This is a genomic window from Deferrisoma sp. (genome assembly GCF_054681715.1).
Genome location: NZ_BAAHFQ010000241.1, coordinates 1 through 3,255 on the forward strand (window position 1 = coordinate 1; position 3,255 = coordinate 3,255).

Sequence of the window (3,255 nt, forward strand, 5' to 3'; positions counted from 1 at the left end):
CAGATCCGAACCTTCTCGGTGATCCCGCGGCTACCGGAGCGGCTCGCCCCTCTCCTGGAGATCGCCCACAACCTCTGGTGGGTGTGGAACCCCGAGGCCGTGGACCTCTTTCGCCGCATCGACCACGACCTGTGGTCGTCCGCGGGCCACAACCCCGTGGCCCTGCTGGGGCAGGTGGACCAGGCGCGCCTCGAGACGCTGGCGAAGGACCCCGTGTTCCTGGCCCACATGGACCGGGTGGCCCAGGCCCTGGGGCGGTACCTCACCATGCCCACCTGGGCCTCCCAGGCGCACCCGGAGTTCGGGGACGCGCGGATCGCCTACTTTTCCATGGAGTTCGGCATCCACGAGTGCCTGCCCATCTATGCCGGCGGGCTCGGGGTGCTGGCCGGCGACCACCTGAAGAGCGCAAGCGAGTTGGGGCTCCCCTTCGTGGGGGTGGGGCTTTTGTACCGCCAGGGGTACTTCCACCAGTACCTGACCCACGACGGGTGGCAACAGGAGGTCTACCCGGAAAACGACGTGTACAACATGCCGCTTCGGCCGGTGCGCGACGCCGACGGCGCGCCCGTGGAGGTGGAGGTGCGCGTCTCGGGCCGGCCCGTCCGGATCCGGGCCTGGCGGGCCCAGGTGGGCCGGATCCCCCTCTACCTCCTCGACACGAACCTCGAGGCCAACGCCCCGGCCGACCGGGCCATCACCTACCAGCTCTACGCCCCCGGAACCGGGATGCGGATCCGCCAGGAGATCGTGCTGGGGGTGGGGGGGGTGCGGCTCCTCCAGGCGCTCGGCATTGAGCCCGCGGTGTGCCACATGAACGAGGGCCACTCCGCGTTCCTGGGGCTGGAGCGGATCCGCCAGGTCATGGAGCGCACCGGACTTTCGTTTCCCGAGGCCCTGGAGGCCGTGCGGGTGGGAAGCGTGTTCACCACCCACACCCCGGTGCCGGCCGGGATCGACCTCTTCGCCCCGGCGGAGCTCGAGGAGCATCTGGGGGACTATCTGCGGGAATCGGGGATCGGGGTGGGAGACCTCCTGGCCCTCGGCCGGGAGCGGCCGGACGATCCGAACGCGCCCCTTTCCATGGCCGTCTTGGCCCTTCGGCTAAGCGGCCACCGGAACGGGGTGAGCCGGCTCCACGGCCGGGTGTCGCGGCGCATGTGGGCCGGGGTGTGGCCGGGAATCCCCGAGGAGGAGGTGCCGATCGGCCACGTCACGAACGGCATCCACGTGCGCAGCTGGCTCTCCGACGAGATGGCCCGGCTGTTCGACCGGTATCTGGGGCCGTCGTGGGTGGATGAGCCCCTCAACCAGGCCATGTGGAAGCGGGTCCACGACATCCCCGACAACGAGCTCTGGCGGGCCCAGGAGCGGCTCAAGGAGCGTCTCGTGGGGTTCGTGCGCCGCCGGCTGCGCACCCAGCTGGAGCGCCGGGGCGCCCGGCCCGACGAGCTGCGGGCGGCCGAGGAGGTGCTCGACCCCGAGGCCCTCACGATCGGGTTCGCCCGCCGGTTTGCCACCTACAAGCGGGCGATTCTCCTGTTTCGGGACCCCGAGCGGCTTGCGAAGATCCTCAACCACGCGGACCGGCCCGTGCAGATCATCTTTGCGGGCAAGGCCCACCCGGCGGACAACGAGGGCAAGACGTTCATCCAGCAGATCGTGCACCACTGCCGGGACAAGGCGTTCCGGCACCGGGTCGTGTTCCTCGAGGACTACGACGTGAACCTGGCCCGGTACCTGGTGCAGGGCTGCGACGTGTGGCTCAACACCCCCCGCCGGCCCTTGGAGGCCTGCGGCACGAGCGGCATGAAGGTGGTGCCGAACGGGGGCCTGCACCTGAGCGTGCTCGACGGCTGGTGGGACGAGGCCTACGACGGCGAGGTGGGATGGGCCATCGGCCACGGCGAGGAGTACGACGACCCCGAGGTCCAGGACCGGGTCGAGAGCCTGGACCTCTACGACCTCCTGGAGAACGAGGTGGTGCCCCTGTATTACACCCGGGGCGACGACGGGCTGCCCCGGGGGTGGATCCGGAAGGTGAAGACGGCCATGGAGCGGCTCACCCCGGTGTTCAACACGAACCGGATGGTGCGGGAGTACACCGAAAAGTACTACCTGCCGGCCCTCGGGCTCTGGAAGCGGTTCGCCCAGAGCAACTACCAGGCGGCCCGGGCCCTGGCCCGGTGGAAGGCCCGGGTACGAGAGGCGTGGTCGGGGGTCCGGGTGGCCGAGGTGCGGGCCGAGGAAGGGGACGAGCGCCGGGTGGGCGAGGAGTTCCCCCTGCGGTGCCTGGTGTACCTAAACGGGCTCTCCCCGGACGACGTGCAGGTGGAGGTCTACTACGGGCCCCTGGACCCGGCGGGCCGGATCGCGCAACCCGGGCGCCGCACCCTGCGGTCCGAGGGGCGCCGGGAGGACGGGGGGTTCGAGTTTGCGGGCGAGATCCCCTGCGAGCGCACGGGCCGGTACGGCTACGTGGTGCGGGTGCTCCCCCACCACCCCAACCTCACAAGCCCCTGGGACCTGGGGCTCGTGGTGTGGGGGTGAGGCTCAAGGCCGAAGGCCCTTTTGCAGGAGCTCCCTCTGGCCCTGGACGATGAACCGGGCGAGCCGGCCCTCGACCCGGGCGGCCAGGGGCGCGAACCGCAGCCGGACCCGGCCGGGAAAGGGGGCCGTCCTCGGGTCGGGCCGGGCCTCAAGGACGAGGGCCGGAACCGGGCCCAGAATCTCGGCGGGGCCGAGCCGGATCCAGAGCCGCAGCTCGGTTCCGGGTGCGGGGAGCGGGGGGGCGGCCGAGAGCCGGGCCCCGCCCACGCTGAGGTCCAGCACCACGCAGGGGCGCCGGTCGGTCCCCTCTGCCACGGTCCATTCGGCTTTGAGGGTGCACGCCAAGCGGTAGGCCGACCGGCGGTTGATCCGCTCGACCCCGCCGCCTTCGATCCGCAGCACCCACCGGTCTCCCGCCCCGACGGCCAGCCGGCCGGCCACCCGAAGCACGCCCCCCGTGCCGGGAACCCGAAACTCGGCCGGTGCCCCGCCGCGCGCCACGGTGGGAGGGGGGGAGGCCAGGGGGACGAGGACCACCCGGTCGGGTGCCACATCGAGGCAAACGGCTTCGAGGGGGGAGTCGGCGCCGATCCGCAAGAACCCGCGGGCCTGGATCGCGTCCAGGGCCCAGGGGGGCAGGTCAGGACGGCCCGAGCTTGCGGATCCGCTCGGTCGGCGACTCAATTTCGGTGATGCGAAGGGCGA

2 protein-coding genes are annotated in these 3,255 nt (G+C 71.6%); one reads left to right on the forward strand and one right to left on the reverse strand.

Features of this window, described 5'->3' with window-relative positions; genetic code table 11:
* The first annotated feature begins 3 nt into the window (after positions 1-3).
* A complete protein-coding gene (glgP, locus tag ACY0I8_RS17220) occupies positions 4-2,550 on the forward strand; it encodes an alpha-glucan family phosphorylase (RefSeq protein ID WP_461395732.1) in 2,547 nt (848 codons plus the stop codon).
* A gap of 3 nt (positions 2,551-2,553) precedes the next feature.
* Here glgP and ACY0I8_RS17225 read toward each other — a convergent pair.
* The coding region (locus ACY0I8_RS17225) for a PilZ domain-containing protein (protein ID WP_461395731.1) at positions 2,554-3,255 on the reverse strand (702 nt) is incomplete at its 5' end.